Annotated in this window: 21 protein-coding genes; 14 read left to right on the top strand and 7 right to left on the bottom strand. The window is 67.4% G+C overall.

Going from position 1 to position 22,313, the window contains the following annotated elements; all coding sequences use genetic code 11:
• Nucleotides 1-124 precede the first annotated feature (124 nt).
• From glpK to GGR25_RS24300, 5 genes are all read left to right on the top strand, one after another.
• Nucleotides 125-1,612 (top strand): glycerol kinase GlpK, encoded by a 1,488-nt coding sequence (glpK, locus tag GGR25_RS24320; RefSeq protein ID WP_183401501.1) that lies wholly within the window; start codon nucleotides 125-127, stop codon nucleotides 1,610-1,612.
• A gap of 111 nt (nucleotides 1,613-1,723) precedes the next feature.
• Nucleotides 1,724-2,470: an acetoacetate decarboxylase gene (locus tag GGR25_RS24315; protein ID WP_183401500.1), complete on the top strand. Its 747-nt coding sequence runs from the start codon at nucleotides 1,724-1,726 to the stop codon at nucleotides 2,468-2,470.
• Between the two features lie 14 nt (nucleotides 2,471-2,484).
• On the top strand, nucleotides 2,485-3,639 hold the full coding sequence (locus GGR25_RS24310) for a DUF3734 domain-containing protein (RefSeq protein WP_183401499.1): 1,155 nt from the start codon (nucleotides 2,485-2,487) through the stop codon (nucleotides 3,637-3,639).
• Between the two features lie 175 nt (nucleotides 3,640-3,814).
• The gene (locus GGR25_RS24305; protein WP_183401498.1) at nucleotides 3,815-4,066 is read left to right on the top strand and encodes a hypothetical protein; all 252 of its coding nucleotides are present in this window, start codon (nucleotides 3,815-3,817) and stop codon (nucleotides 4,064-4,066) included.
• Nucleotides 4,067-4,163: 97 nt separating this feature from the next.
• Nucleotides 4,164-6,551: a carbohydrate-binding family V/XII gene (locus tag GGR25_RS24300; protein ID WP_210300104.1), complete on the top strand. Its 2,388-nt coding sequence runs from the start codon at nucleotides 4,164-4,166 to the stop codon at nucleotides 6,549-6,551.
• A 6-nt stretch (nucleotides 6,552-6,557) separates the two neighbouring features.
• On the opposite strand, the gene GGR25_RS24295 is transcribed toward GGR25_RS24300, so the two are convergent.
• Together GGR25_RS24295 and GGR25_RS24290 are read right to left on the bottom strand one after the other, a co-directional pair.
• Nucleotides 6,558-7,034 (bottom strand): cyclic nucleotide-binding domain-containing protein, encoded by a 477-nt coding sequence (locus GGR25_RS24295; RefSeq protein ID WP_183401497.1) that lies wholly within the window; start codon nucleotides 7,032-7,034, stop codon nucleotides 6,558-6,560.
• 17 nt (nucleotides 7,035-7,051) lie between these two features.
• The gene (locus GGR25_RS24290) at nucleotides 7,052-7,735 is read right to left on the bottom strand and encodes a response regulator transcription factor (RefSeq protein WP_183401496.1); all 684 of its coding nucleotides are present in this window, start codon (nucleotides 7,733-7,735) and stop codon (nucleotides 7,052-7,054) included.
• 122 nt (nucleotides 7,736-7,857) lie between these two features.
• Between GGR25_RS24290 and GGR25_RS24285 the strand changes: the two genes are divergently transcribed.
• Nucleotides 7,858-8,436 carry a L,D-transpeptidase family protein gene (locus GGR25_RS24285; RefSeq protein ID WP_183401495.1) on the top strand — a complete coding sequence of 193 codons (579 nt, stop codon included), beginning with the start codon at nucleotides 7,858-7,860 and terminating at the stop codon, nucleotides 8,434-8,436.
• 14 nt (nucleotides 8,437-8,450) lie between these two features.
• Here GGR25_RS24285 and GGR25_RS24280 read toward each other — a convergent pair whose 3' ends face one another.
• Entirely contained in the window at nucleotides 8,451-8,927 is a 477-nt protein-coding gene (locus GGR25_RS24280) for a group III truncated hemoglobin (protein ID WP_210300102.1), read from the bottom strand.
• Nucleotides 8,928-9,169: 242 nt separating this feature from the next.
• Between GGR25_RS24280 and GGR25_RS24275 the strand changes: the two genes are divergently transcribed.
• Entirely contained in the window at nucleotides 9,170-10,426 is a 1,257-nt protein-coding gene (locus GGR25_RS24275) for an NAD(P)/FAD-dependent oxidoreductase (protein WP_183401494.1), read from the top strand.
• Between the two features lie 3 nt (nucleotides 10,427-10,429).
• Here GGR25_RS24275 and GGR25_RS24270 read toward each other — a convergent pair whose 3' ends face one another.
• Nucleotides 10,430-11,194: an SDR family oxidoreductase gene (locus tag GGR25_RS24270; RefSeq protein ID WP_183401493.1), complete on the bottom strand. Its 765-nt coding sequence runs from the start codon at nucleotides 11,192-11,194 to the stop codon at nucleotides 10,430-10,432.
• Nucleotides 11,195-11,365: 171 nt separating this feature from the next.
• Here GGR25_RS24270 and GGR25_RS24265 point away from each other — a divergent pair, with 171 nt between their 5' ends.
• Complete coding sequence (locus GGR25_RS24265; RefSeq protein WP_183401492.1) at nucleotides 11,366-12,613, top strand: flavin-dependent oxidoreductase; 1,248 nt, start codon at nucleotides 11,366-11,368, stop codon at nucleotides 12,611-12,613.
• Nucleotides 12,614-12,645: 32 nt separating this feature from the next.
• On the opposite strand, the gene maiA is transcribed toward GGR25_RS24265, so the two are convergent.
• Nucleotides 12,646-13,287 (bottom strand): maleylacetoacetate isomerase, encoded by a 642-nt coding sequence (gene maiA / locus GGR25_RS24260; RefSeq protein WP_183401491.1) that lies wholly within the window; start codon nucleotides 13,285-13,287, stop codon nucleotides 12,646-12,648.
• A complete protein-coding gene (locus GGR25_RS24255) occupies nucleotides 13,287-13,661 on the bottom strand; it encodes a hypothetical protein (protein WP_183401490.1) in 375 nt (124 codons plus the stop codon). The genes maiA and GGR25_RS24255 overlap by 1 nt, the downstream gene beginning before the upstream one ends.
• A 247-nt stretch (nucleotides 13,662-13,908) precedes the next feature.
• Between GGR25_RS24255 and GGR25_RS24250 the strand changes: the two genes are divergently transcribed.
• The 6 genes from GGR25_RS24250 (at nucleotide 13,909) to GGR25_RS24225 (ending at nucleotide 20,586) form a co-directional block, all read left to right on the top strand.
• Nucleotides 13,909-14,472, top strand: coding sequence for a MarR family winged helix-turn-helix transcriptional regulator (locus GGR25_RS24250; RefSeq protein WP_246410320.1), 564 nt, complete (start codon nucleotides 13,909-13,911; stop codon nucleotides 14,470-14,472).
• A 536-nt stretch (nucleotides 14,473-15,008) separates the two neighbouring features.
• Complete coding sequence (locus GGR25_RS24245; protein ID WP_183401488.1) at nucleotides 15,009-16,496, top strand: ABC transporter substrate-binding protein; 1,488 nt, start codon at nucleotides 15,009-15,011, stop codon at nucleotides 16,494-16,496.
• 138 nt (nucleotides 16,497-16,634) lie between these two features.
• Entirely contained in the window at nucleotides 16,635-17,555 is a 921-nt protein-coding gene (locus tag GGR25_RS24240) for an ABC transporter permease (protein ID WP_183401487.1), read from the top strand.
• A gap of 3 nt (nucleotides 17,556-17,558) precedes the next feature.
• Nucleotides 17,559-18,542 carry an ABC transporter permease gene (locus GGR25_RS24235; protein ID WP_183401486.1) on the top strand — a complete coding sequence of 328 codons (984 nt, stop codon included), beginning with the start codon at nucleotides 17,559-17,561 and terminating at the stop codon, nucleotides 18,540-18,542.
• A 5-nt stretch (nucleotides 18,543-18,547) separates the two neighbouring features.
• Entirely contained in the window at nucleotides 18,548-19,570 is a 1,023-nt protein-coding gene (locus GGR25_RS24230; RefSeq protein ID WP_246410318.1) for an ABC transporter ATP-binding protein, read from the top strand.
• A gap of 8 nt (nucleotides 19,571-19,578) precedes the next feature.
• Complete coding sequence (locus GGR25_RS24225) at nucleotides 19,579-20,586, top strand: ABC transporter ATP-binding protein (protein WP_183401485.1); 1,008 nt, start codon at nucleotides 19,579-19,581, stop codon at nucleotides 20,584-20,586.
• Nucleotides 20,587-20,596: 10 nt separating this feature from the next.
• Here the strand turns inward: GGR25_RS24225 and GGR25_RS24220 are convergent, their stop codons facing one another.
• A complete protein-coding gene (locus GGR25_RS24220; protein WP_183401484.1) occupies nucleotides 20,597-22,057 on the bottom strand; it encodes a gamma-glutamyltransferase family protein in 1,461 nt (486 codons plus the stop codon).
• Nucleotides 22,058-22,313: the final 256 nt, after the last annotated feature.

The following is a 22,313-nucleotide window of genomic DNA, read 5'->3' as shown; positions in this document are numbered from 1 at the left end:
TCACGGATGGGTGTGGTGATGCCGGTGGTCGCTCGCCCTGAACGCCGCTATAGAGCGAAGGCTTCGGAGGAGAAGCGCGACATCTCGACCCGCCCGAGGTTTCGCGAGACCATGGGGAGGATCTATGAGCGGCTTCATTCTCGCGATCGATCAGGGCACGACCTCGACGCGGTCGATCGTCTTCGATTCCGATTATCGCATCTGCGGCGTCGGCCAGCAGGAATTCCCGCAGCATTTTCCGGCCTCGGGCTGGGTCGAGCATGATGGCGAGGATATCTGGCGCACGGCGCTGGAGACGATCCGCTTCGCCCTGGCCGGGGCCAAGATCGCGGCCTCCGACCTCGCCGGCATCGGCATCACCAATCAGCGCGAGACGACACTGATCTGGGACCGCGCCAGCGGGCAGCTCATTCATCGCGCCATCGTGTGGCAGGACCGGCGCACCGCGGATGTCTGCGAACGCCTCAAGGCGGAGGGCGCCGAGGCGCTGGTCACGGAGCGGACCGGCCTGCTGCTCGATCCCTATTTCTCGGCAACCAAGATCGCCTGGCTGCTCGACAATGTCCCCGGCGCTCGTCTCCGCGCCGAGGCCGGCGAGCTCGCCTTCGGCACGGTCGACAGCTATCTCCTCTGGCGTCTGACGGGCGGCGCCGTGCACGCCACCGACGCGACGAATGCGTCGAGGACGCTGCTCTATGACATCGCCCGCGGCGAATGGGACGAGGACCTGCTCCGCCTGTTCCGCGTGCCGCGCGCGCTGCTGCCCGATGTGCGCGACTGCGCCGCAGATTTCGGTTCCACCGATCCGGCGATTCTCGGTACGGCCGTGCCGATCGCGGGCATTGCCGGCGATCAGCATGCCGCGACGCTCGGACAGGCCTGTTTCGGCCCCGGCATGATGAAGGCGACCTATGGCACGGGCTGCTTTGCGCTGCTCAACACCGGCACTGAGCGCGTCGCCTCGCGCAACCGGCTGCTGACCACGATCGCCTATCGCCTCGATGGCAAGACGAGCTATGCGCTCGAGGGTTCGATCTTCGTCGCCGGATCGGCAATCCAGTGGCTGCGCGACGGGCTCGGCATCATCCAGCGCGCCGATCAGTCCGGCGGGATGGCCGACGCCGCGGATCCCGAACAGCAGCTCTATCTCGTGCCCGCCTTCACCGGCCTCGGCGCGCCCTGGTGGGATGCCCATGCCCGCGGCGCGCTCTATGGCCTCACGCGGTCGAGCGGGCCGAACGAGATCGTCAAGGCGGCGCTCGAATCCGTCTGCTTCCAGACCCGCGACCTGCTCGACGCCATGCGGCGCGACTGGGCCTCGGCCGGGGATACGGTGCTGCGCGTCGATGGCGGCATGGTCGCCAGCGACTGGACCATGCAGCGGCTGGCGGACATTCTCGATGCGCCCGTCGACCGTCCGGTCGTGCTGGAGACCACGGCGCTCGGCGCCGCCTGGCTCGCCGGCCGCCAGCGCGGCGTCTGGCCGGACGAGGCGGGCTTTGCCGCCGGCTGGCGCCGCGAGCATCGCTTCCTCCCAGCGATGACGTCGGACGAGCGCGAGCGCAAGCTCGCCGGCTGGCACGATGCCGTCCGCCGCACGCTGACCGCCTGACACCCGTCTTCGCTCGGTCATGGCCGAACGGTTAAGCTTCGGGCATTATGTTGCTCTGCAGCACAACCGGGCGGCCGGCATTGCGCCGCGCCGTCAGCGAGGGAGTGGAAGATGGACATCGATGAGGTCCGGCGCCGCGCCTATGCGATGCCGCTGAACAACCCGTCCTATCCGCGGGGGCCGTATCGTTTCTTTGATCGCGAGTTCATCGTGATCACCTACCGCACCAGCCGCGAGGCGCTGGAGGCGGTGGTGCCCGCGCCGCTCGAGATCGTCGATCCGATCGTGAAATACGAGTTCATCCGCATGCCGGACTCGACCGGCTTCGGCGACTATACCGAGACAGGCCAGGTGATCCCTGTCCGCTTCAACGGGCAGAGCGGCGGCTATGTCCATTCGATGTATCTCGACGACGATGCGCCGATCGCCGGCGGGCGCGAGCTCTGGGGTTTCCCGAAGAAGCTCGCCAAGCCGCAGATCAGCCATGAGAGCGAAGTGATCGTCGGCACGCTGCATTATGGCAGCGTGCTCTGCGCCATCGGCACGATGGGCTACAAGCACCAGCCGGCGGACGAGAAGGCCATCCTCGCATCGCTGCAGGCGCCGAACTTCCTGATCAAGATCATCCCGCATGTCGACGGCACGCCGCGCATCTGCGAGCTGGTGCGCTACTACACCGAGGACATCACGCTGAAATGGGCCTATTCGGGCCCGGCGGCGCTGGATCTCCGTCCCCATGTGAGCTGCGATGTCGCGCGCCTTCCGGTCCTGGAGGTGCTGTCCGCCGTGCACTTCAAGGCCGACCTGACCCTCGGCCTCGGCTCCGTGGTCTATGACTATCTGGCGCCCGAGAGCTGAGCGGAGGGCGCGACATGCTGAAACGCAAGGGCAAGGAAGGCCCCTCGATCGCCGCGATATCGGCGAAATATGACCGCGTCGCCCTCGTGTTCCAGGGCGGCGGCGCGCTCGGCGCCTATCAGGCCGGCGTCTACCAGGCGCTCGCCGATGCCGGGTGCGAGCCGAACTGGATCTCCGGCGTCTCGATCGGCGCGATCAATGCAGCCATCGTCGCGGGCAACCATCCGAGCGATCGCCTGCCGCGGCTGCGCCAGTTCTGGGAAACCGTCTCGGGTCGCAACGCCTGGCCGGCCCAGGCCTACAGCGATTTCGAGCGCGACATGCGCAACCGGATGAGCGCGACGATGACCGTGCTGATGGGACAGCCCGGCTTCTTCAAGCCGCGCTTCCCGAACCCCTGGCTGCTGCCGCCGGGCGCGGACGGAGCGACGAGCTTCTACGATTCCTCGGAACTGCGCGGCACGCTGGAGGCGCTCGTCGATTTCAACATCCTGAACGACGGCGCGAAGCGGTTCAGCGTCGGCTCGGTGAATGTGCGGACCGGCAATTTCGTCTATTTCGACAGCGACGAGATCGAGATCGGGCCGGAGCACATCATGGCCAGCGGCGCGCTGCCGCCGGGCCTGCCGGCCGTGCGCATCGCCGGCGAGGATTATTGGGACGGCGGCATCGTCTCGAACACGCCGCTGCAGCATCTGCTCGAACAGGAAGAGGACCGCAGCTCGCTCGTATTCCAGGTCGATCTGTTCAGCTCGCGGGGCGAATTGCCGCGCAGCATGCGCGACGTGATCGCCCGGCAGAAGGAGATCGCCTATTCGAGCCGGACCCGGCACAACACCGATACTTTCCGTCGCGTGCACAAGCTGAAGATGAAGCTCGCCGAGGCGCTCGAACGCGTGCCGGAGGCCGAGCGCACGGACGAGGATCGCGCGCTGCTGGCCGATTTCGCCGAGGCCGGCGTGGTCAACATCATCCACCTCATCTACCAGCGCAAGAATTACGAAAGCCAGGCGGCGGACTACGAGTTTTCGGCGCGATCGATGCAGGAACATTGGGATAGCGGGCTCGAGGACACGCTGAAGACGCTCGCCCATACCGCATGGCTGGAACCGCCGCCGCGCGACGTCGGCGTCACGGTGCACGACATGCATCGCGAGGATCCGGACTGACCGGATTCTCGTTTCGTAAAGGGTTCGAGCCTAGGAATCGGGGAACGATATCGGCCCGATGTCGGGAGGAACCCAGACCGTGCAGCGCGGAGTCGGACGACCAGGCGGTGAACACAGTCCCGGGCCCAACGCCGCGCCCACGCGGCGCGAGCGCCCGGTTTCCTCCAGCCGGCGGATGCGCGGCACGGGCCCGGCGGAGATCAACCTCCTGCCGCTGCTGGAGGCTGAGCGCAGCCGCTACCAGCGCGATGGCGCTCTGACGCTGGACGTCGAGGGCCAGGAGTGCCTCCGTGGGCTGACGCGCCCGGAATCGGTCGAGTATGTCGAACTCGCCCGGCGCGGCCTCGACAATGACGACGCCGCGTTCCTGCGCTATATCCTGCTCGGCGACCGTCACGCTGCTGCAACCGTGAAGGCTCATCGCTGAGGCGGGGAAATCGATTGAAGCCCGCCGGAAGAGTCCGAAAGCGGGCGCCTCCGGCGGATCGGACAAGACCGAACGCTCCTTGGGGGTAGCACTGCGAATGTCGAACCGTGGATTCCTTCTCGCTGTCGCGCTTGCGGCGACGGCGTTGACGCCGATCGTCGCGCCGATCGCGACGAGCCCGGCCTTTGCCCAGGCTGCCCAGCCGGCCCAGACCGCGGCGCAGGCGCTCGCCTGGCCGCGCAGCTTTCCGGTCGGCGACCAGACGCTCGAGGTCTATCAGCCGCTGATCGAGCAATGGTCCGGCGACCAGATCAGCGGCCGCGCTGCGATCGCGCTCGGTCCCAAAAACGGCACGCCGGTCTATGGCACGGCGCATTTCTCGGCCGAGGTCTCGATCAACAAGCCCTCGCGCCTCGCCTATCTCAATCAGGTTTCGGTCGTGAAGGTCGATGTGCCGACCGACCCGGCCCAGGAGGCGCTGCTCAAGAGCACGCTGCAGTCGCGCATCCCGACGCAGGGCTGGACCGTCGCCCTCGATCATCTCGAGACCAGCTATGCCGCCGGCAAGGAGCTGACGGCCGAGCTCAATGTCCCGGTCAAGAACGACCCGCCGCACATCGTTTTCCGTTCGGTGCCGACCGATCTGGTGCTCATCGCCGGCGATCCGGTGCTGAAGCCGGTGGAGGGCGCATCGACCTTCAATCGCGTGATGAACACGCGCGCGCTCATCCTGCAGGGCTCCGACAACATCTATCACGTGCAGGTCGCCGGCTATTGGTACCAGTCGCCGAGCCTCGACGGGAACTGGGTCGAGACGAGCCAGATCAGCCAGGGCCTGGCCGATGCCGCGAAGGTGGCGGCGCAGGCCGACGCGCCCGATTCCATGCTGCCCGAGGGCGGCAAGAAGCCGGATCAGCCGCCGCAGATCCTGGTCGAGACACAGCCGACCGAGCTGGTGCTGACGACGGGCGAGCCGCAGATGGCCCCGGTCACGGGCTCGAGCCTGCTGCGCATGTCGAACAGCGACCACACCGTCTTTCTGGATCCCGACAGCAATCTCTATTACGTGCTGATCTCCGGTCGCTGGTTCTCGGGCCGCGGCGGGCCGAGCGATCCCTGGGCCTTCGTGCCGGGCACGCAGCTTCCGGCCAGCTTCGCCAAGATCGCGCCGAACGATCCGGGCGCCTCGGCGCTCGTCTCCGTCCCCGGCACGCCGCAGGCCAAGGAAGCGGCCGTTGCCGCCACCATTCCCCAGACGGCGACCGTGCATCGCTCGGCGACGCTGACCGTCAAATATGGCGGCGCGCCGAAATTCGAGCCGATCGCCGGCACGCGGCTCTCCTATGCGGTGAATACGGCGACGCCGGTCATCGAGTTCGATTCGCAGCGCTTCTATGCCCTGTCCGACGGCGTCTGGTTCGTGGCGACCTCGCCGCTCGGCCCCTGGATCGTCGCCGACATCGTTCCCGACGCGATCTACGGGATTCCGGTCTCGTCGCCGCTCCACTACGTGACCTATGTGCAGATCTATTCCGCGACGCCGGATACCGTCGTGGTCGGCTATACGCCGGGCTATTTCGGCGTGAACATCTCCGACGGTCTCGTCGTCTACGGCACCGGCTATCCCTGCGCGGGCTATGTCGGCGCGGTCTGGTATGGCTGCCCGGTGACCTATGGCTATGGCGCCAATTTCGCGCTCGATTCGGCCGTCGGTTTCGCCTTCGGCTTCGCCGCCGGCTATGCCTGGGGCGGTGCGGCACCCTATTGGGGTCCCTATTGGGGCGCCGGCCCGTGGGGCGGCACGTGGAGCCATGTGAACGTCGAGCAGACGAATATCTATGGCCGCTGGGGCGGCGTGGCGACCGCTACGCATAGCTGGGGCTATAACGCCTGGACCGGCAATGAGTGGTCGACCCGCTCGGTCGCCGGCGAGACTGCCCGCGGCACCGATTTCGCCGGCCGCTCCGGCGCAGTCTACAACCCCTATACGGGCTTTGGTGCCGCCGGCCGCCAGTCGGCGAGCTACAATGCCAATACCGGCATCGCCCATGCGAGCGAATCCGGCATCACCGACGACAATGGCCATATCGACGCGGCGAGCCGCGGTGTCGTCGCGAACACCAAGACCGGCAACGCCGTCGGCTGGAACAACGGCAACGTCTATACGGATCACGACGGCAACGTCCATCAGTACAGCGATACCGATGGCTGGCAGACCCATACGGACAGTGGCTGGCAGAGCGAGCACGACAGCGCGACGACGAGCGATCTCGACAATCAGCGCCAGTTCCAGAGCGCCGGCCAGGACCGCGTCGACAATTTCGATCGCAGCGGCGGCTTCGGCGGCGGCGACGATTTCGGCGGCGATCGTTTCGGAGGCGGGGACTTCGGTGGCGGCGACCGCTTCGGCGGTGGCGGCTTCGGAGGGTTCGGCGGCGGCCGCTTCGGTGGCGGTGGCTTCGGCGGCGGCGGTTTCCGCCGCTGAGGCCTCTCAGCTCGCGCCGGGGTAGCGGAGAATTTCCAGCTTCGCTCCCACGGCGCCGAGTTCGGCGAGCGTCCATCCGAAACGCTCGCGCAGCTTCGCATAGAGCTTCACGGCGAGTTCGGGATATTCCGACAGCATGCGGCGGATGAGCGAACCGTCGATCTCGATCACCTCGGTTTCGACGACGGCCGTTGCCGTCGCCGGCCGCAGGGTCTCGGTGAAGAGGGCGGTCTCGCCGAGCAGCGCGCCCGCGCCGTAACGGCCGAGCTCCTCCTGCTTCTCGTCGCGTTCGCGCGTGAACGCGATCTCTCCCTTCATGATCACGAAGGCCGATGCGGCCTTCGTGTCGGCGCGGAACAGGACCTGGCCCGCCGGCAGCTCGAGGCGCACAGCGCTGAAGGCGAGCAGCCGCAGATGATCGCCCGACAGATCGGAGAAGAGCGGAACCCGCATGATGAGGGCGATGTCGTCCGCGAGCGTCATGGCCCTCTGGCTTTCCTTCAGGGAACGAGCTTGTAGCCGCCCGCCTCGGTGACGAGGAGTTCGGCGACCGAGGGCTCGCGCTCGATCTTCTGGCGCAGGCGATAGATGTGCGTTTCCAGCGTGTGCGTCGTGACGCCGGAATTATAGCCCCACACCTCGTGCAGCAGGATGTCGCGGCCGACCACCTTCTCGCCGGCGCGGTAGAGATATTTGAGGATCGACGTCTCCTTCTCGGTGAGACGGATCTTCTGGCCCTTCTCGTCCAGCAGCAGCTTGGCGCTCGGACGGAAGGTATAGCGGCCGATCTGGAAGGTCGCGTCCTCGCTCTGCTCGAACTGGCGCAATTGTGCGCGGATGCGCGCGAGCAGGACGGCGAAGCGGAAGGGCTTCGTCACATAGTCGTTGGCACCCGATTCGAGGCCGAGGATCGTGTCGGATTCGGAATCATGGCCCGTCAGCAGCACGATCGGCGCCTTGAAGCCGCCCTTGCGAAGCAGCTTCACCGCCTCGCGGCCGTCCATGTCGGGCAGGCCGACATCGACGATCATCAGGTCGATCTGCTCGCCGCGGGCGCGCTGGATTCCCTTGGTCGCCGTCGGCTCCTCGATCAGCTCGAATTCCTCATAGAGCGACAATTGCTCGACGAGGCTCTCGCGCAACAGATCGTCATCGTCGACAACGAGTATCCGCCTGGCCGCCATGCTACATCCTTACTCCAAGCTCCGGGCCCGCCTACCGGAGATCGTCCGTTCCGAATCTCGTCAAGATGTAGCCCCCAACCGCGCCGTGGCGCAAGCAAGGGTGAACAATGAGGGTCCGCCGCATGGCCCGCAAAAGCCGTTCGATTCTGTGGGTTCGCCGTGCGCCCGGCGCGCGGCATCGTGGCACGCTCGCCTTCGCCGGCCACATCTTTCCCTGCGCGCTCGGCCGCTCCGGGATCGCCGGCGGCAAGCGGGAGGGCGATGGCGTGACGCCGGTGGGTGCGCTGGCGCTCGTCGAGGTGCTCTATAGGGCGGATCGCGTGCGCCCGCCGCGCACCCGCCTGCCCGTCCGGGCAATCCGGCCGGATGACGGCTGGTGCGATGCGCCGGCGGACAGGAACTATAACCGTCCGGTGCGGCTGCCCTATGCGGCGAGCCATGAGGCGATGGCGCGGGCCGACGGGCTCTACGATATCGTCGTGGTGCTGGACTGGAACTTCCGTCGCCGCGCCAAGGGGCGCGGCAGCGCGATCTTCCTCCACATCGCAAGGCCGGGCTTCCTGCCGACGGAGGGCTGCGTCGCCGTCACGCCCGCGGCGATGCGCTTCCTGCTCGCCCATCTCGGCACGGATGCGGTGATCGACACCGGCCCCGGCTTCCGCGTCGCGGTCCCGGATCGCTCCGGCCGAACCGCACGGTAGGGCTGGCGGGCGCCTCAGTCCGGCTGCGGCCGGGCCGCCAGCGGGCGCATGTGGACCGTGCTTTCGCCCCGGTGCATCGCGATGCCCAGGCGGAAGCTCTGCGCAATGCGCTCGGCATAGGCGAGCACGATCGCGGCGCCGGCCTCGTCGAAGGCATTGCGGGCCGCCACGCTGAAAAGATCCAGCCAGCGCTGGAAATGCGCGTCCGATATGTCGGCGAGGCCGAGATGTGGCCGCATCGGGCGTCCGTCATAGCCGCGGGTGCGCAGCAGGACGGAGGACCAGAACGCGCACATCGTCTCGAGGTGCTGCGGCCATTCCTCGGCGGCGATCTCGCGGTTGAAGACCGGCCCGAGCAGCGGGTCCCCGCGCACCGCGTCATAGAAGCCATAGACGAGGCGGCGGATGCCCGTCTCGTCGATCGAAGCCGCCCGTTCGTCTTCTTCGGCGGGAAGCGCCGAGGCCGATCGAACCGAGAGATCCGCACGCATTGATCCTGCTCCTTGGCCGGCCGCCACATCGCGGCGCGCCGGGTCTCCCTCTATAGGAGCTTGCCAGTCTGCAAGTCCAATCCCGCTCCCGCATTGCGATCGCGCAAGGTGACCGAAAGGGCCTCGGCCCTCTGCGTGACGCGCGATTGCACGCTATCGCTTTCCTGCCGATCCATGTACGGAACGCTCGCGCCGGGAGGGGAGCGACCTGCCGGCGGAGAAGCAACCCCTGGAGTGTGGATTTGATCTCGCGGCATGACGCAGACGTCGTCGTCATCGGAGCCGGCATTGTCGGCCTCGCCGCGGCGTTCCATCTCCAGGATGCCGGCCTGCGCGTGGTCCTGGTCGATCCGGGCGACGAGCGCGGTCGGGCCTCGTTCGGCAATGCCGGCGTGCTCAGCCGCAATTCGATCTTTCCGGTCGCAAGCCCCGGCATCCGCAGCCGCCTCGCCGGCTATGCGCTCGGCCGCGATATCGGCGTGCGCGTCCGCCTCGGCTCGCTGCCGCATCTCCTGCCCTGGACGCGGCGCTTCCTCGCCGCCGCCGACGCGGCGCATTGGCGCGCCAGCGCCGCGGTGCTTGATCCTTTGGTCGCCCGCGCCTTCGACAGCCATGTCGCGCTCGCCGAGCGCCTCGGCGCGCGCCACATGATCCGCCGCAATGGCTGGCTCCGGCTCTATCGCACTCGCGCGGCCTTCGAGGGCTCGGCGCTGGAGCGCGCGATCCTGGCCGAGCACGGCGTCCGGGCCGAACCCGTCGACGCCGACGCGATCCGCGAACTGGAACCGCATCTGGCGCCGCGCTTCACCGATGGCATCTTCTTCGCCGACAGCGGCTCGGTCGAAAGCCCCGGCGCGCTGGTGGCGCTCTATGCCCGCGCCGTGGCGGAGCGCGGCGGCCGCTTCGTGACCGGCACCGTCGACAGGCTGATGGCGAACGAGGGTGGCTTCACGGTTAGCGGCGCCGGTGAAACACTCAAGGCGCGCTTCGTCGTGCTCGCCGCCGGTGCGCGGTCCGACCGGTTGGCACGGCAGCTCGGCTACCATATCCCGCTCGCGGCCGAACGCGGCTATCACCGTCACTATCGCCCAACCGGGAACGTCGTCCTCGGCCGTCCGGTGCATGACGCCGCCGGCGGCTATGTGATGTCGCCGATGGAAGGCGCGATCCGCGTGCTCACCGGCGTCGAACTGGCGCGGCCGGACGATCCGCCGGATTATCGGCAGATCGAGGCCGTGACCGCCGATGCTGGCCGCACCATCGCGCTGACCGAGCCCATCGAGGCGGCGCCCTGGATGGGCAGCCGCCCTTCGACGCCGGACGGGCGGCCGGTGATCGGCCGCGCCGCGCGCCACCCCGGTCTCGTCTTCGCCTTCGGCCACGGCCATGTCGGCTTCGCCAATGGTCCGCTCACGGGCCGGATCGTTGCCGATCTCGTGACGGACCGGACGCCGCCGATCGAGATTGCGGGCTTCAGTCCCAGCCGCTTCGGCGCCTGAACGTCACGGCAGGTTGAGGCCGCCATTCACATGGATGGCCTGGCCGGTGATCTGCCGCGCGCCCGGGGAGAGCAGGAAGGCGACCGTAGCGGCGATATCGGCCGGGTCGGTCAAGCGGTCGGTCGGTGTGACCGCCACGGCGGTCTTCAGCGAATCCGGCGTCGCGGCGAGATGGCCGCCGCCCTGCTTGCGCGTGAAGCCCGGCACGACGGCATTGGCGGTCGCACCCGTCGGCGCCAGCTGCACGGCGAGCGATTTGACCAATGCCTCGAGCGCCGCCTTCGCCGCCGATGTCGCCGGAAAATTGAGGCCGGCCGTGCCGAAGATGTGGGCAACGAAGGAGCTCACCGCCACGATGCGGCCGCAGGCCGAGCTCTCGATGTCGGGCAGCGCCGCGGTGACGAGGCGCAGGAACGCGACCGGCATGGAATCGAAGGCGGCGACGAGTTCCTCAGGCGTCAGCTCGCCGAAGCGGGAGCGCTTCGCCTGGCCGGCATTCGAGACGATCTGGTCGACGCGGCCGAATGCAGCGCGGGCGGCTGCGACGAGCGCGGCCGGCACCGTGGGATCGCCGAGATCGCCCATATGCGTCGCGACTTGCGCGCCCAGTGACCGGCAGCTTTCGGCCACCGCGGCGAGGCCGGCCTCGTTCTTGCGTGTGTGGATCAGGAGCGCCGTCCCCGGCTTGGCCAGCGTCCTCGCCGTTTCCGCGCCAATTCCGCTGGCGGCCCCGGTGATGATCACGACACGGTCGAAGGCTGCGCTCACTGCTGGTCTCCTGTCTGATGGGATGGCATCACGATCCTAACGGGCTCCGCCAAATTCGGTATACAAAATTCCGTCAGTATACCCCCTTTTTCTTGACAGGCCGGGCGGACCGTCGATTAGTATCGTGGGGATCGAAGCCCGAGGTTCCGCGAACCTGGCAAGGAGCATTCCATGGACGTCATCATCGTCGGCGCCGGAATCGGCGGCCTCACCCTCGCCCTGATGCTGCACAGGCGCGGCATCTCCACCCGCGTCTATGAAAGCGCCAACGAGATCCGGCCGATCGGCGTCGGCATCAGCATCCTGCCGCATGCGAGCCGGGAGCTCTGCGAGCTCGGGCTGCGCGACGCGCTCGCCGCCGTGGCCGTGACGGCGCAGGAATCCTGCTTCTTCAACCGCTTCGGGCAGTTCGTCTACAAGGAGCCGGTCGGAACCTATGCCGGCTATGAATGGCCGCAGTTCCAGATCCATCGCGGCGACCTGCAGCAGATCCTCTACCGGACCTATGTCGCCGAGGCGGGCGCGGGTCGCGTCGTCACCGGGCGGCGCTGCGTGCGCGTCGACCAGGGCGACGGCAAGGCGAGCGCGACCTTCACGATCGGCGGGCGCGACGACGACACCGAGACGGTCGAGGGCATCGCCGTGATCGGGGCCGACGGCATCCATTCCCAGGTGCGCAAGCAGCTGCATCCCGGCGATGGTGGGCCGATCTATTCTGGCGTCAACATGTGGCGCGGCGTGACACGCTGGAAGCCCTATCTGACCGGCGCGAGCTATGTCCGCGCCGGCTGGCTGACGCATGGCAAGATGGTCATCTATCCGATCCGCAACAATATCGACGCCGAGGGCAACCAGTTGATCAACTGGGTCGCCGAGGTCGAGACGCCGGATCACGACCGGCAGGACTGGAACAAGCAGGGCCGGATCGAGGATTTCATCGGCTATTTCGACGATTGGCACTTCGATTTCCTCGACGTGCCGGCGCTGATCCGGGCGGCGGATTCGATCCTCGAATATCCGATGGTCGACAAGGATCCGCTGGATCGCTGGAGCTTCGGGCGGATCACGCTGCTCGGCGATGCCGCCCATCCGATGTATCCGCGCGGCTCGAACGGCGCCGGCCAGGCGATCCTCGACGCGCGCGCGCTCGCCGATGCGTTGGCGGACAATGCCGACGCGGAGGCAGCGCTGAAGCTCTATGAGGACAAGCGCCTCGCGGCGACGGCGCAGGTGGTGCGCACCAACCGCACCACGCCGCCGGATGCGATCCTGCGCGAGGTGTATCTGAGGAGCGGCGACAAGCCGTTCGACCGCATCGAGGACGTCATCTCGGCCGAGGAACTCGCCGCGATCACCAACAGCTACAAGAAGGTCGCCGGCTACGACAAGCAGAGCCTGGCGGGTCAGCGCGTCGCCTGAGGGCGCCGCGTCCGGCGGCGGGCCGGGCTGCTTCAGAATGCGTCGGCCTGGGTCTGCGGCGCGACGCTCTCGACCGCCGGCAACGCGGCGGTGCGATCAGCAATGGCGGTCGTGAGCGGGAAAGCGGCGAGATCGCAGGCGAAGCGGCGGGCATTCGCGACCTGCGGCACGAGGCAGATATCGGCGATGGTCAGCGCGTCGCCGAGGCAATAGAGCCCGTGCCGGTCCTCGCGGACCAGCGTCGCTTCGAAGGCCCGCAGGCCCTCGGCGATCCAGTGCCGGTACCATTCATTCGTGTCGTCGTCGGAGAAGCCCCAGCGGGCCTTCAGCCATTTGAGCACGCGGATATTGTTGAGCGGATGCATGTCGCAGCCGACGATCTGCGCGAGGCCGCGGACATAGGCGCGCTCGGCGGGATCGTCCGGGAGGATCCGCGGTTCGGGATAGACCTCGTCGAGATATTCGAGGATGGCGAGGCTTTGCGCGAGCAGCAGGCCACCGTCGATCAGCGCCGGCACGAGGCCCTGCGGATTGATGTCCATATAGGCGGCGGAGCGATGCTCCATCTTCGGCAGGCTGATATAGCGCGGCTCCCATTCCAGCCCCTTGACCGCGAGCGCGATGCGCACGCGGTAGGAGGTCGAGGACCGGAAGAAGGTGTAGAGCGTCCGCATCAGGCGGAGGCGGCAGCCGCGTTCAGAATCTCGTCGGGGGTCGACGAGACGACCTCGACATATTTCGGCACGAATTTGCGGCCCTCGATCAGCCCGACGAAGGCCGGCTTGATCTCCTCGGCGAGAATCTTGCGGATGCGCGCATGCTCGACGATGTCGGCCCATTCGGCGATCAGGAAGAAGCGCTGCGGGTTTTCCGTGTCGCGGCACAGCACGCCATCCTTCACCTGGGCGGAGGATTTGTGCATCGGGTTGCCGTCGGAATAGTCGAATTCCTCGAAGAGCTTGATGAACTCCTCCTCGCGGCCGGCTTCGACGATGAAGTCGTAGATGTGCAGGAAGTTGCCCTTCTTGGCGAGAGGTTCCTGGGCCATGAGTTCGCTCCTTCGGTCGGGACTGTCGTGAGAATGAGAGTTCGTGCGCGGAAGGCGTCGATGGGGAAGCCGCCCATCCGATAATCATCAGTATACATCCTTTTTTATCTCGGACAATGCGCGCCGGCGGCGGATGTGCCTGCTTGGGCCCCAAGGCGACAGGCGGGCTGTAGCGCTCGCCCGTCTCGGTCTATCCTGCGCGCGGGCGAGCGCCTTGCGGCGCTGCATCTGGCGATGGGAGTTGCGATTGAAGGGGTCCGAACCGGCAGCAAAGCGCGAGGGGGCGAGCGGAACGCCGGTGGCCGAGGTCGGCCCCAACCCGATCCTTCAGGCCCTGGCCGAGCGGCTGCCGCTCTGGAAGCGGCCCGGCTATCTCGTGCGCCGGCTGCACCAGATCCATTATGCGCTGTTCTTCGAGGAATGCGCCGAGTTCGGGATAACCCCCGTGCAATACGGGCTGCTTACCATTCTCTCGACCAATCCCGATACCGACCAGATCTCGCTCGCCAATGCGCTCGGGATCGACCGGACCAATGTCGCGGATGTGCTGGCGCGCCTCGAACAGCGGGGCTTCGTCGCGCGGATGCGCAGCCGTGCGGATCGCCGCATGGTTCTGGCGCGGCTGACGCCGGAGGGGGAGGAACTGGTCGGGCGCATGCACCCCGCCATGGCGCGGGCGCAGACGCGGCTGCTCGAATCGCTGGACGAGGATGAGCGCGAACGCTTCGTGGCGACGATCCTCAAGCTGCTCGAGGCGAACAATCGCTATGGACGCGCGCCGCTCGGTGCATCCAAGATGGACCACACCTAAGAAGAGCGTCTCGCCGCGGCGATTGGCGCCTGACGGCTTCCGCCGGCTCTTATGGCCTTGAGGCGGAAACGATCCTGTCGCATGGTCCGGAAGCGCCGCCGGGGAATGCCGCGATCCGATGTATTCAGTATGTCGTATACAATTGCGGCCGAACAGCCCTTTTTTTGTTCATGGGCGGCAGCGCGGCAGACCCATTCCCGCTTGGGATTCAAGCCTTCGCGACGCCCTTGAGGCCCATGGCCAGAAACACGGCATGTGCTGAGAATAGCGGCGGCAATCCGAGCTTTTGTCCCCGAGGCCCTCGATGAGGCGCCGGTACCACCGCCGGCCGCAGCTGCGTAGAGCGTGCACCGGTCACGCTTCGCCGCCGCAGCGTTGATTTCCGGCCAGTTTGATCCAGATCATTGCGTTGTATACTGACGACTTGACTCGGATTTGGAGAATGTCCAATCTGCGGTCCCGGGGAATGCCGTCGATCCGCCTCGTGGTGCAGCGCAGGGCTGCGCCACAACCATTGCCTTGGAGCAACGGAGCGGATGATGAAAATAAGAAGAGTGCTTTCCAGAGTGGCGCTTCTGGCGGCGGTTTCATTGCCGTTCGCAGGGGTTGCGCATGCCTCGCAGGTCACCATCGCGGTCGGCTCCGAGGCTTCGACGCTCGACCCGCAGAAGCGCGACGACGGCGGTGAGCGCGCCATCAACGACAATATCTACGAGACGCTGATGATGCGCACGCCGCAGGGCGAGCTCGTCCCCGGCCTCGCAGCAGCTCCGCCGACGCAGATCGACGCGACGACGTGGGAATTCAAGCTGCGCCCCGGCGTCAAGTTCACCAATGGCGAGCCGTTCAACGCCGACGCCGTGGTCGTCAGCGTCGACCGCATCATCGATCCGGCCTTCGCATCCGAGCAGATGTCGTATTTCGGCACGCTGACCGGCGCCGAGAAGGTCGACGACCTCACCGTGCGCATCAAGACGTCGGGTCCGGACCCCATCCTGCCGTCGCGCATGTACTGGATGAAGATGGTTCCGGCGAAGTATTCGAGCGATCCGAAATTCGCCACCGAGCCGGCCGGCACCGGCCCCTACAAGCTCGCGAGCTGGACGCGCGGCCAGGAAGTCGTGCTCGACCAGAACCCGGATTACTGGGGCGACAAGCCGACGATCGACGAAGTGCATTTCCGCTTCATCGGCGAGCCGGGAACGCGCATGTCCGGCCTGATGGCCGGCGAGCTCGACGTCATCACCAATCTGCTGCCGGAATTCGTCTCCTCGGTGCCGAAGTCGGCCGCCGTGCAGGGCGTCGAGACGGCCGTCATCATCCTGTCGACGGAGAACGAGGCGACGAAGGACGAGCGCGTCCGCAAGGCGCTGAACCTCGCCATCGACCGCAAGGCGCTCGCCGACAGCCTTTATGGCGGCTATGCGACGCCGACCAAGGGCCAGCTCGTCAATCCGCGCGCCTTCGGCTTCAACGAGGCGATCGAGCCCTATCCCTATGATCCCGCGCAGGCCAAGGCCCTGATCAAGGAAGCCGGCGCCGAAGGCAAGACGATCACCATCGTCGGCGAGGCGGGCCGCTGGCTCAAGGATCGCGAGCTGATCGAGGCCGTCGGCTCCTACTGGAAGGATGCCGGGCTGAACGTCGAGTTCAAGATCGAGGAGTTCGGCGAGTATCTGAACCAGCTCTTCGACAAGAACCATCGTCCCGATGCGGTCTTCGTCGTGAACTCGAACGAGCTGCTCGACGCCGATCGCGAGACCTCCTTCGCCTATCAGGCCGGCGGCACCGCTTCGTCCAACAAGGACGAGGAGATGGCCGAGTGGGTCAAGCAGGCGCGCGTCGAGACCGACGTTGCCAAGCGCAAGGAGCTCTACGCGAAGATCACGCAGAAGGCGCATGACAACAACTATCTCGTGCCGCTCCTGAACATGCAGGACATCTACGGCTTCTCGCAGCGCCTCGACTGGGCGCCGCGCGTCGACGCCAAGCTGATGGTCAAGGAAATGAAGGTCTCCGAGTAATCGGAGCCTCCTCGGACACCTTCACGCGAGGCATCATCAGCCTCGCGTGAAGGCATTGCGGCAATGCAAACGAACGAGGTGCTTCACCGCTCCTAGCGAGGCGGTGAAGCACTTCGAAGTTCCAAGCGAGGTTGCGGAATGGGCGCGTTCATCCTTCGGCGCATCTTCCAGGGTTTTCTGGTCGTGCTGGGCGTCACGATCGTCGTCTTCGTGGCGACGCGACTGGTCGGCGATCCGGCCAAGGTCATGCTGCCCCTCTCGGCCACCGACGAGCAGCGGGCCGCCTTCGAGCACAAATTCGGGCTCGACCGGCCGATCGCGGACCAGTTCGTCACCTTTGTCGGCGATCTCGCGACCTTCGATTTCGGCGAGAGCATGTGGCAGCGGCGCCCGGCCATGGATGTGGTCGCGGGCCGTCTGCCGAATACGCTGAAGCTCATCGCGGCCGGTCTCGGCCTCGCGATCATCCTCGCCTTGCCGCTCGGCGCGATCGCGGCGATCCGGCCTGGCGGCATCGCCGACCGCATCACCGTGTTCGGCGGGCTGTTCGGCCTGTCGCTACCCCAGTTCTGGCTCGGCCTGCTGCTGATCATGCTGGTGGCGGTGAAGTGGCGGCTGCTGCCCACATCGGGCTATGGCGGCTGGCAGTACTTCATCCTGCCGGCCATAACCCTCGCCGTCCCCGCGACGGCGCGGTTGATGATGCTGGTGCGTTCCTCGGTGATCGACGAGCTCAACCAGCAATATGTGCGTACCGCGCGGGCCAAGGGGCTGCGTTTCAGCCAGGTCCTGTTTGGCCATGCGCTCCGCAACGCGATGGTTCCCTTCATCACGCTGGCCGGCTGGGAGTTCATCTCGGCGCTCGCCGGCTACACGGTGGTGGTCGAAACCGTCTTCGCCTGGCCCGGCCTCGGGCTCACCGCAATGCAGGCGATCCGGCACAGCGACCTGTTCCTGCTGCAGGCGATCGTCTTCACCGTCGCGATCGGCATCGTGCTCGTGAACATCACGCTCGACGTCATCTACAAGCTCATCGACCCTCGCATCAAACTGGCCTGACCGATGGCAGCCTCCACCACCACATCGTCCACCCCGTCTCCCGGCCAGCCCGGCGCGCTCCGCAACTTTTTCACGGAGCTGCGCTACGACAAGGCCGGCCTGTTCGGATTCTCGGTCATCGTCCTCCTGATCCTGATGGCGATCTTCGGTCCACTGATCACGCCCTATGATCCGGCGGCCCAATCGGTCGTGGCGCGCCTCAAGCCGCCGGCCTGGCTGCCGGGCGGCAGCTGGGCCCATATCTTCGGCACCGATCATCTCGGCCGCGACGTGTTCTCGCGCGTCATCGCCGGCGCGCGCATCTCGCTGATCGCCGGCGTCTCGGTCGTGCTGCTCGCCGGCGCGTTCGGCGTGCTGGTCGGCCTCGTCGCGGGCTTCCGCGGCGGGCGCACGGATTCGGTGCTGATGCGCATCGTCGATATCCAAGTCGCCTTTCCCGGACTGCTGATGATCCTGCTGATCGTCTCGGTGGTCGGCCCCGGCCTCGTCACGATGATCGTCGTGCTCGCGATCACCAACTGGATGATCTATGCCCGCGTGGTGCGCGGCATAGTGCTGTCGCTGCGCCAGACGCCCTATGTCGAGGCGGCCGAGATGATCGGCTGCAAGCCGGGCCGCGTGATCTTCCGGCACATCCTGCCGAACCTGACCTCGCCGCTGCTGACCCTCGGCATCCTCGAATTCACCAATGTCGTGCTCGCCGAGGCGGCGATGTCGTTCCTCGGCCTCGGCGTGCAGCCGCCGGCGACCAGCTGGGGCCTCGATGTCGCCAATGGCAAGGACTACATTTTCGTCGCCTGGTGGCTGATCACCTTCCCCGGCATGGCGATCTCGATCACGGTCCTTTCCATCAACCTGTTCGCCAACTGGATGCGCGTCACGACGGATCCGCAGGAGCGCGAGAAGCGCTTCGCCCGCGCCAAGGCCGCCGAACGCCGTCGCGGCAAGCGGCACGATGCGCCGGCTCCGGCCCCGGTGGAGGCATGACGACCATGGACGCCATTTCCGACATGCCTCTGCTCGAGGTCGAGCGGCTTTGCGTCGAGTTCGATACGCGGGCCGGCGTCGTTCACGGCCTCCGTGGTGTCGACCTCTCGATCCGCCGCGGCGAGACGCTGGCGATCGTCGGCGAATCCGGCTCGGGCAAGAGCGTCACGGCGCAGGCCGTGATGGGGCTCATCGACGTGCCCGGCCGCATCGTCAGCGGCGACATCAAGTGGAAGGGCCAGTCGCTGCTGACCGGAGACGGTCCGAAGCGGGCGCGCGAGATCCGCGGCAAGGAGGTCTCGCTGATCTTCCAGGATCCGATGACCTCGCTCAACCCGCTGCTCACCGTCGGCGCGCAGATCGCCGAGGTGCTGCAGCGCCATCTCGGCATGACCAAGACGCAGGCGCGCACCCGCGTGCTCGAACTGCTGGAGGCCGTCGGCATCCCCGCGCCGCCGCGCCGCGCCAACCAATATCCGCACGAACTCTCGGGCGGCATGCGCCAGCGCATCATGATCGCCATGGCGATCGCCTGCGAGCCGCAGCTGCTAATCGCGGACGAGCCGACCACGGCGCTCGACGTCACCATCCAGGCGCAGGTGCTGGAGCTCATTGCGGGCCTGCAGGAGACGCTCAATCTCTCGGTCATCCTGATCACGCATGATCTCGGCGTCGTCGCGGGCCTCTGCCGCCGCGTCGCGGTGATGTATGCCGGCCGGATCGTCGAGATGGGCCTCGCCGACGATCTCTTCGAACGGCCCTCGCATCCCTATACGCAGGGCCTGATCCGCTCGACGCCGCGCCTCGACGACCGCATGAACCGCCTCATCGCGATCGAAGGCTCGCCGCCGAGCCTGCTGTCGCCGCCGGTCGGCTGTTCCTTCCGCGCGCGCTGCCCGATCGCCGTGGAGCGCTGCACCGAGCAGCCGCCGTTGGCCGTCGTGCATCCCGGCGCCTCGGCCGCCTGCTGGCGGCCATCGGTGCCGGCCTGGCAGGAAAGCCCGCCGCTCGAAGCCGCTCTCACCTGAGGTCCGCCATGTCAGCCGCTCTTTCCCTCCCGCCGCTGGCCGATCGCGAGCCGGTGCTCTCGGTCCGCAGCATGACGGTCGAATATGAGGCCAGCCGCGGCGGCCTCTGGTCGAAGCCGAGCAAGGTGCAGGCGCTTCGCGACATCTCGTTCGATATCCGGCCCGGCGAGACGCTCGGCCTCGTCGGCGAATCCGGCTCGGGCAAGACCACGATCGGCCGCGCCGTGCTGCGCCGGCTCGACCTCGCCGACGGGCGCATCTTCTTCCGCGGCCGCGACATCACCAATGTCCGCGGCGAGGAACTGCGTAAGCTCCGCCGCCACATGCAGCTCGTCTTCCAGGATCCCTATGCGAGCCTCAATCCGCGCATGCGGGTGCTCGACATCGTCGCCGAACCGCTCATCGTCTATGGCATCGTGAAGAATGCCGATGAGGCGCGCGACGAGATCGGCGAGCTGATGCGGCTCGTCGGCCTGCCGCGCGACGCGCATGACCGCTATCCGCACGCCTTCTCCGGCGGCCAGCGCCAGCGCATCGGCATCGCCCGCGCCCTCGCCCTGAAGCCTGAGCTGATCGTGGCGGACGAGCCTGTCTCGGCGCTCGACGTCTCGGTGCGCGCCCAGGTCGTCAACCTGCTGCAGGATCTGCAGAAGGAACTGGGGATCGCCTACCTCTTCATCGCGCATGATCTCTCGGTCGTGCGCCACATCTCGCACCGCGTGGCGATCCTGCATTCGGGCCGTCTGGTCGAGATCGCCGATCGCGACGCGCTCTACGACAATCCGCAGCACCCCTATACCGAGGCGCTGCTCTCCGCCGTGCCCGTGCCGGACCCGCGCACCCAGAGAGCGCGGAAGCGCCTCATCTATCGCGGCGACATTCCGGACGTCGCGCATTGGCCGTCGGGCTGCCATTTCCACGCCCGCTGCCCGCTCGCGACCGAGCGCTGCTCGCTACAGGTGCCCCTGCTCATCAACAAGGGCGAGGACCACAAGGTCGCCTGCTGGCACCGGTGACCGTCTGATGTCAGGCGCCCCGCGCGGTCCCGTCCTTGCGCTTGTCGGAGGCGCCGCGGAGCGAACCGTCCGCAGCGCGCATGACGATCTGCGCGCCGCCGTAATCGCTGCGGCCGGCGATCTCCCCGCCGGTCGGCTCGCCATAGCCGGCGGCGCGGAGCGCCGCCACCAGCGCCGCGTCGGTGCCCGGCTCGATCGCGAGTTCGCCGGGCCCTTCGAGGCGCCAGCGCGGCGCGTCGAGCGCGGCCTGCAACGGCTCGCCCCAGGCGGCGATGCGCAGCATGAGCTGGACATGGCCCTGCGGCTGCATCGCGCCGCCGACCACGCCGAAGCCGGCATGGAAGCGGCCGTCCTTCAGCGCGGCCGCCGGGATCACCGTGTGATAGGGCCGCTTGCCGGGCGCCGGGCCGTTGATATGGCCGGGCTCGGCAAAGCCGGAGCCGCGGTTCTGCAGCACGAAGCCGCAGCCGGGCACGCCGATGCCGGAGCCGAAGCGCTTGAAGATGCTGGACATCAGCGTCACGGCGAGGCCGTCGCGATCGACGACGACGGTGCAGACCGTGTTGCCGGCCGGATCGGCCACGGTCTCGCGCGCTTTGGCGAGGCCGCGTCCCATGGCGGCGACGGCGGCGAGGGTCGTCTGCGGATCCGCGGGATCGAGGGTGAGCGGCTCCAGCGCGGCGAGCGCCTCCAGCACGGCGAGGCCATGCGTGTTGGGCGGGCATTCGAGAATGTCGAGGCCGCGGAACCGCGTCGAAAGCGGCGCGGCGAAATGGCCGGAATGCGCCGCGAAATCCGTCGCCCGCAGCACGCCGCCATGGGCGCGCGAGGCCGCCTCGACTGCCTCGGCGACACGGCCGCGATAGAACGCGTCGGGGCCCTCGGCCGCGATCGCCGCGAGGCAGGCGGCGAGTTCGGGATTGGCGAAGACGTCGCCGCCGCCGGGCACATTGCCGGCGCGATAGAGCGCAGCGGCGACCGGGTCGCGCGCGATCACGCTCTCGAAGATGGTCCATTCGCGGCCGCAGATCGGCGCGACCACGAAGCCGTCGCGGGCGAGGGCGATCGCCGGGGCCAGCAGATCCGCCATGGCGAGGCGGCCATAGCGCGCATGCAGGTCGAACCAGCCGCGCACCGCGCCCGGAACCGTGGTCGAGAGCGGATGGCGGTCGGGAATGCGCTGCTTCGGCAGCGCCGCGACCAGATCGGCGGTGAGGCCGGCCGGCGCGCGGCCGGTGCCGTTATAGCTGAGCGCCGCGCCGTCCGGCGGCACGATCATGGCGAGCAGGTCGCCGCCGATCCCCGTCGCCATCGGCTCCACCACGCCGAGGATCGCATCGGCGGCGATTGCCGCGTCGATGGCGCTGCCGCCCGCTTCCAGCGCGCGCAGCGCGGCATCCACCGCCAGCGGATGGCCGCTCGCCACCATCGTCTCGTTGCCGCGCGCGCCTTCGGGAGGAATGGGGGTCATGATGCTCGATCGGTCAAGGAGTGGAGCGGTATGCAATTAGGAGGTTGTTACCGCATATTTTCGGTCCGTCCAAGCGCATCGGCGTCGCAAGTGGCGCCTGAAGGCGCACGGGTGAAGCGCCGGTGCAACCGGAATGCCCTTCCGAGCGCCGGATTGCCCCTGAAATCACCGTCCTTGTGGTTGGTTTGGCGCGAGAATGGTCTTGCGCGGGGATTGGTCCGGTATACAATATCCCGAATAGGCGGTGTGCTGACGT

Origin of the sequence: Kaistia hirudinis, assembly GCF_014196455.1 — a bacterium.
GTDB lineage: Bacteria > Pseudomonadota > Alphaproteobacteria > Rhizobiales > Kaistiaceae > Kaistia > Kaistia hirudinis.
The sequence above is the reverse complement of the archived record's forward strand: the minus strand, read 5'-3'. Positions and strand labels throughout refer to the sequence as shown.

Excerpts from the sequence above, each read along its gene's own strand:
- GGR25_RS24220 (WP_183401484.1), bottom strand. The coding sequence starts at position 22,057 with ATGACCCCCATTCCTCCCGAAGGCGCGCGCGGCAACGAGACGATGGTG.
- GGR25_RS24310 (WP_183401499.1), top strand. The coding sequence starts at position 2,485 with ATGCTGAAACGCAAGGGCAAGGAAGGCCCCTCGATCGCCGCGATATCG.
- GGR25_RS24285 (WP_183401495.1), top strand. The coding sequence starts at position 7,858 with ATGGCCCGCAAAAGCCGTTCGATTCTGTGGGTTCGCCGTGCGCCCGGC.
- GGR25_RS24315 (WP_183401500.1), top strand. The coding sequence starts at position 1,724 with ATGGACATCGATGAGGTCCGGCGCCGCGCCTATGCGATGCCGCTGAAC.
- GGR25_RS24230 (WP_246410318.1), top strand. The coding sequence starts at position 18,548 with ATGGACGCCATTTCCGACATGCCTCTGCTCGAGGTCGAGCGGCTTTGC.
- maiA (WP_183401491.1), bottom strand. The coding sequence starts at position 13,287 with ATGCGGACGCTCTACACCTTCTTCCGGTCCTCGACCTCCTACCGCGTG.
- GGR25_RS24280 (WP_210300102.1), bottom strand. The coding sequence starts at position 8,927 with ATGCGTGCGGATCTCTCGGTTCGATCGGCCTCGGCGCTTCCCGCCGAA.
- GGR25_RS24235 (WP_183401486.1), top strand. The coding sequence starts at position 17,559 with ATGGCAGCCTCCACCACCACATCGTCCACCCCGTCTCCCGGCCAGCCC.
- GGR25_RS24300 (WP_210300104.1), top strand. The coding sequence starts at position 4,164 with ATGTCGAACCGTGGATTCCTTCTCGCTGTCGCGCTTGCGGCGACGGCG.
- GGR25_RS24290 (WP_183401496.1), bottom strand. The coding sequence starts at position 7,735 with ATGGCGGCCAGGCGGATACTCGTTGTCGACGATGACGATCTGTTGCGC.
- glpK (WP_183401501.1), top strand. The coding sequence starts at position 125 with ATGAGCGGCTTCATTCTCGCGATCGATCAGGGCACGACCTCGACGCGG.
- GGR25_RS24225 (WP_183401485.1), top strand. The coding sequence starts at position 19,579 with ATGTCAGCCGCTCTTTCCCTCCCGCCGCTGGCCGATCGCGAGCCGGTG.
- GGR25_RS24265 (WP_183401492.1), top strand. The coding sequence starts at position 11,366 with ATGGACGTCATCATCGTCGGCGCCGGAATCGGCGGCCTCACCCTCGCC.
- GGR25_RS24305 (WP_183401498.1), top strand. The coding sequence starts at position 3,815 with ATGCGCGGCACGGGCCCGGCGGAGATCAACCTCCTGCCGCTGCTGGAG.
- GGR25_RS24240 (WP_183401487.1), top strand. The coding sequence starts at position 16,635 with ATGGGCGCGTTCATCCTTCGGCGCATCTTCCAGGGTTTTCTGGTCGTG.
- GGR25_RS24255 (WP_183401490.1), bottom strand. The coding sequence starts at position 13,661 with ATGGCCCAGGAACCTCTCGCCAAGAAGGGCAACTTCCTGCACATCTAC.
- GGR25_RS24295 (WP_183401497.1), bottom strand. The coding sequence starts at position 7,034 with ATGACGCTCGCGGACGACATCGCCCTCATCATGCGGGTTCCGCTCTTC.
- GGR25_RS24245 (WP_183401488.1), top strand. The coding sequence starts at position 15,009 with ATGATGAAAATAAGAAGAGTGCTTTCCAGAGTGGCGCTTCTGGCGGCG.